Source organism: Seminibacterium arietis (assembly GCF_042675725.1).
Taxonomy (GTDB): Bacteria; Pseudomonadota; Gammaproteobacteria; order Enterobacterales; family Pasteurellaceae; genus Seminibacterium; species Seminibacterium arietis.
In genome coordinates this window covers 1-4,672 of sequence record NZ_JBHTJN010000003.1, presented here as the reverse complement: position 1 = coordinate 4,672, position 4,672 = coordinate 1, and the positions used below count along the sequence as shown (strand labels likewise).

Here is a 4,672-nt window from a genome sequence, read left to right as displayed (position 1 = left end):
TCAGGTTTACGCCTATGCGGTTCAGCTCGAACAGTAACGTAGGGTCGATTACTTTCGGCTGTCGCTTAGGTTGCTGTTCTAAGGCAACTTCCCGAACCCACTCCGCAAGCCTTGCTTTCGTTTTTCGTTCAAGCAAGGCATTGTATTCATCTTCCGACAAGGCGATTTCTAGGCGTTTGGTTCGCTTTTTCATTCGGTGTCCGTTCTTCAAATTAGCGGTGAAACCGCAGGGGGGCAAGGGGGATTTATCCCTTTTGCGAGACCATAGCCGACAGTATCGCAGATACGGGGCTGTGTGTCCTCGCTATTACAAAAGACAATAGTACACCAAAAGCCCCGAATGTGGTATATAAAAATTCGGAGCCGAAGGCGACTTCATTTTACTAGGCGAGCTTGCGAGCCTTTGAAAAAAAGCAAAAATAAAAATTTATTATTAATTAGCGTTGTGGAGCTTGTGGGCGGTAAGTTTTGAGTGTTGGTAAAGCTGTGAAAGCCTTTAGGCGGTAGCCTGTGGGTAAATCTTCGATTTATCCATCAGGCTATTCATAGCTTTACCAATACGACCCTTTAGGGCAAAACTGGCTCGACCGTCCACAAATCCACAACGCAGAAATAAACGTTTATCCTGCTCTCGTTCTCTAATGTTGCTTGAATGGGGCAACAGTAAAACGTTGTGGCAATTTTTCAGGGTGGGAATTGCAGACCTAGACAATCAATTCCGCTGTATCCTTAAATCTCGCTTATCAGGTAAGTCAATTTCGCTTGCTTGAGGGCGGTGGCAGAGCTTGCTTTCGTATGCAAGAACCGTTGTTTTTAACACCACATCTACGCCTGTTTATGCTTCCGCAGTCCGGGCTTATGACCGTTTGATTTAAGGTTTGCGTTTCTTGTTTACGTCGTTGAATGGTTTTTTGGTAGTAGGGACGCTTCGCAATCTCTTGCATTACTAGCTACCCTTTGCTAAGATATGACTTGTCTAGGGTCTGTTATCTTAGCAAAGAACGCAATGAACAGATTATAGAAAAAAGGATCGAATGTCAAAAGTTCGATCCTTTTTTCTATAATCTGTTCATTGCTCATTATATAACGATACTTTTTCTAACTCGATTAGTTCAAAATTTTGAGTGTTCATAGTCGTGATCATTGTATTTAATGATACTGGCGATATATCAACGCCTATCCATTTTCTACCTAGTTTATTTGCAACTTTTAATGTTGAACCGCTACCTGCAAAGCAATCCATTACAATTGAGTTTTCATTAGATGATTGAGCTATTATCATTTCTAGCATACTGGCGTTTTTTTCTGTTGGATAAATTGGGTGTGCAGGGTCTTTGAATTTCCAAACATCTTGTATTTTTTTGCCTTTGTGTTCATCTGCGAATTTTTTAATTCTAGGAACTCCATTTTTTGACCATTCTATTAAATTCTGTTCATCTAATTTATCTAATTCTAAAGGCGATACTCTCCAATGTCTTCCTTTTGGTGGAAGCATACCCTTCCATTCCCTGCCAGTTTTACCGTTAAGGGTTTCGCCTGGGGCGTGAACAGGTACTGTATTGTATCGTCTTCCGGAAGTATCTATTTTATGGAACATGGATATTTTTTCATCTTCTGATAACGATTGAGTTATATTGTTGAATATATTTTTTGAAGTGTTTTTTACATAAAAAAGAACAATATCTTTTTCGTTTCCAAATGCTCTCCTACTAAAGTTTTTAGGATTTGATTTTATTCTTGATATATCATTCCTAAAATTGTTCATACCAAACACTTCATCAAGTATTATTTTTAGGTAGTGCCCCATTTTTGTATCTATATGAACATATATCGATCCTTTTTCAGATAGTAGTTCACGCATTAAAAATAGTCTTTCTCTCATAAATTCAAGATATTCTTCAATTGTGAAATTGTCGTTGTAAGCCACAATGTTACTTTTGGATTTTGAACGACTTATTGTGCTAACTCTATCATCATTTGATACAGTAAAAACCTGATTAGTGTTGTAGGGTGGATCTATATATATTAAGTCTATTTTTCCTGAATATCCGCTATTTATTAAGCTTGAAAGAGCAGTAAAATTATCTCCAAATAGTAATAAGTTAGGCTTTTTATTTATTATTGATGAGATGTCTTTGGCTTTGAATTTTGAAAGCTCAAAGACATCTTTTTCGCTTTTTTTGTTTTTATATAATAGTTCCATAATTTATTTAGATTGAGTATAAATAATCCCTTAATAATACAGCTGAAATTACAACATCATTATCATTAAAAGATGATAATGAGTTCATCATTTTATGATTCCCTTTTATATACAAAACCCCGTCCAGTATTGAAATTATTTTCACGTCATGTGTTGTTCTTGAAAGATTTGATTTCATAGTTGATATGGCATCGTTGAATTGGGCGTTCTGATGTCCACCAAAATCAGTAAGGAATTTTGTTTCAGCTAGAATATATTTGTTGTTAAATTTGGCTATAAAATCTAGCCCTTTGTTATGGTCATATCCTAAGTTTTCTTTTGCAAAATCACTCATAGCTTGATCGCCAGAATTAAAAATAATGCTTCCCTTGTAGGTTAAGAACTCTTTAGGGCTATTTGTTACTGGTGTACCTAAAGCACCAGATGAAACCCACCTTTTGAATAAAGGTCCTATTTGCCTGTTTGTTTCTTTAGGTGTTGTCGTTTTTTCTATGATTTCATCAAACCCCATCTCAACTAACATGCCAAAAAGTCTATCAACAGTATTTGGATTTCTATCAATTGCTCCTTTATCTCTTTTTAAGTACGCAACATAAGAATCTTTGATTGGGAATACTTCTTGTTCTAGTAAAGTTAAAAGAAGATTTTTTTTATCTGCGTTATCTAAATAGGCTTTAATTCTATTTTGTACTTCTGGTTGTATTTCTCTTCTTAGATTTACTGCCATTGGATATACCTTATACAGTAGATCAAGATAATTTTTCTGGTTTGCTAAAGATATGCTTTTTTCAGTCCAAATATTCATTTTTTCGCCTTTCGATAATTGCTATATAAAAGATAATCTCATTATAACAAAGGTTTAGATTATTTTTATAAAGTATTAATGATTGTTTCCTCCTAAAATTCCATTGAAAGACTACGCTATTCAACAGAATTTTAGGCGGTCTATTAAAGGCTCATTCCCTTACTTCGCTGTTTTTGGCGTTGCTCGATTACCGCTTTAAGCTGTTTATTAAAGTCTGCAATGTCGCTAATTGCGTGCTTATTTCGCTGTATTGTTGCTGTATCAAGGCGTTTTCGGCTCGTAAGCTCTCTAATTCTCTCGATAAAGCCCAGCGTTCGTTCTCTTGCTGTTGTAGCAAGGTTTTCAAGGTATTTTCTAACATCACTTCGATTTCGGTCGCCATTTACTGTTTCCCCTTGCTTTTCGGTTCGTGTACTTCGATTATTTTTAAATTCCCGCCCCAAGTTTTGTCCATTAAATCCTTGTCCACTGCTACGCAAGGTTTGATCCCCTTGTTCGTTTGGCAAGTTGATAGCTTTATGCCCCCACTCTGCTCTTTGGCTATCTCGGCTGAATGCTCCCAAGCTATCATTTCTTGATAGGCGTTCTTCGATTGCCACGTTAGCACCCCTGCGGTTATCGCTATCAAGGCTAATATCATCAAGGCGATAATGATCGGTAGTCGATACATTCTGACGGTACTTTTTATCAATTTCGCCTGCTCTGCTTGGATATTTTCGGCTAAATTGCTCCCTGCGTACTGTAATTGCTCTATTAAGTTTTTCTCGTGCTGTTTGATAGCGTTCTGTACTATCTCGTTTGTACTCTCTAGCTCTTTCTTCGATGCCTGCTCGAATTGTTTGGCTAAATCTAAAATCCTGCTCATAGAAAGCCCCTTTTAATCTTAAATTTTGTCCGTCTGTTTTAATTGAGATGTTTTTCGGTGTAATGCGGGAAATTTCAAATCCTGCACGCTCTAGAGCGTTTATAACGTCCTGCCTGTCGTTTATATGCCCAGAATTAGCTAAAACCGTTAAACCGTTTGTAATCGCTTGTAAAGCCTGTTTTTTCTCTTTGGGTAGTTCTTGCTTGGTGATCATCAATTGCTGTCGGATCGGGTCGTTTGGGTCGCTTAGGCTATATTCGTGGTTGATGACCTGCTTAAAATTCTCAACAAGTGGGCGATCTGCCTTGTCGTAATAGGGTTGTAGGCGTTTTTGGCTAGTTAACTCAACATTCGGAATGACAAAGTTAAGTTCTAATCTACCTTTGTCGGTATGTTGCGCCCAAGAAATGTTATATTGTTCAGGTTCAAGCCCTGCAAATACTGACCGCTCAAAGCGTGCCATAATCTCACGCTTTTGGATTTCGGGTAGGTCGCTTTCTTCAAATGATAAGCAACCTGCGGTGTAAGTGTTATTAAAATCAAGGCTATCAGCAATACTTTGTGATAGTCGGGGATCGCCCTGTAGGATTTGGGCGGTGTCGTCAGGCTTATTCAGCAAATAATCCACGCAAGCCTTGCAACTACTGGCTTTTCCCTTTCCGTGTTTCTTAAAAAATTTGACGATCATAGGCTTAATTCTCGCAATTTTTTGAGATTTTTTTCAATTTCTCGCAAGGTCGCCAACACGCTAACAAGGTCAATGCTAGGGCGTTGGCTGTTGCATTGTCGGGCGATTTGG

The 4,672-nt window shown here is 37.8% G+C and carries 4 protein-coding genes and 1 pseudogene; all 5 read right to left on the bottom strand.

The features are described from left to right. Positions 1–193 (bottom strand): hypothetical protein (locus ACFQ02_RS01070; RefSeq protein WP_449329118.1); only part of this gene is annotated, 193 nt, incomplete at its 3' end. Between the two features lie 876 nt (positions 194–1,069). Then, entirely contained in the window at positions 1,070–2,203 is a 1,134-nt protein-coding gene (locus ACFQ02_RS01065; RefSeq protein WP_380818215.1) for a site-specific DNA-methyltransferase, read from the bottom strand. A 7-nt stretch (positions 2,204–2,210) separates the two neighbouring features. Further along, a complete protein-coding gene (locus ACFQ02_RS01060) occupies positions 2,211–3,008 on the bottom strand; it encodes a hypothetical protein (RefSeq protein WP_380818213.1) in 798 nt (265 codons plus the stop codon). Between the two features lie 382 nt (positions 3,009–3,390). After that, complete coding sequence (locus tag ACFQ02_RS01055) at positions 3,391–3,873, bottom strand: MbeB family mobilization protein (protein ID WP_380818217.1); 483 nt, start codon at positions 3,871–3,873, stop codon at positions 3,391–3,393. Between the two features lie 316 nt (positions 3,874–4,189). Then, positions 4,190–4,561 (bottom strand): annotated as a pseudogene (locus tag ACFQ02_RS01050) (relaxase/mobilization nuclease domain-containing protein); the annotation flags it as partial. Between the last annotated feature and the right edge of the window lie 111 nt (positions 4,562–4,672).

What these genes read in the sequence shown, in the direction of transcription:
- ACFQ02_RS01065 (WP_380818215.1), bottom strand. Translation starts at nt 2,203, where the DNA reads ATGGAACTATTATATAAAAACAAAAAAAGCGAAAAAGATGTCTTTGAG.
- ACFQ02_RS01060 (WP_380818213.1), bottom strand. Translation starts at nt 3,008, where the DNA reads ATGAATATTTGGACTGAAAAAAGCATATCTTTAGCAAACCAGAAAAAT.
- ACFQ02_RS01055 (WP_380818217.1), bottom strand. Translation starts at nt 3,873, where the DNA reads ATGAGCAGGATTTTAGATTTAGCCAAACAATTCGAGCAGGCATCGAAG.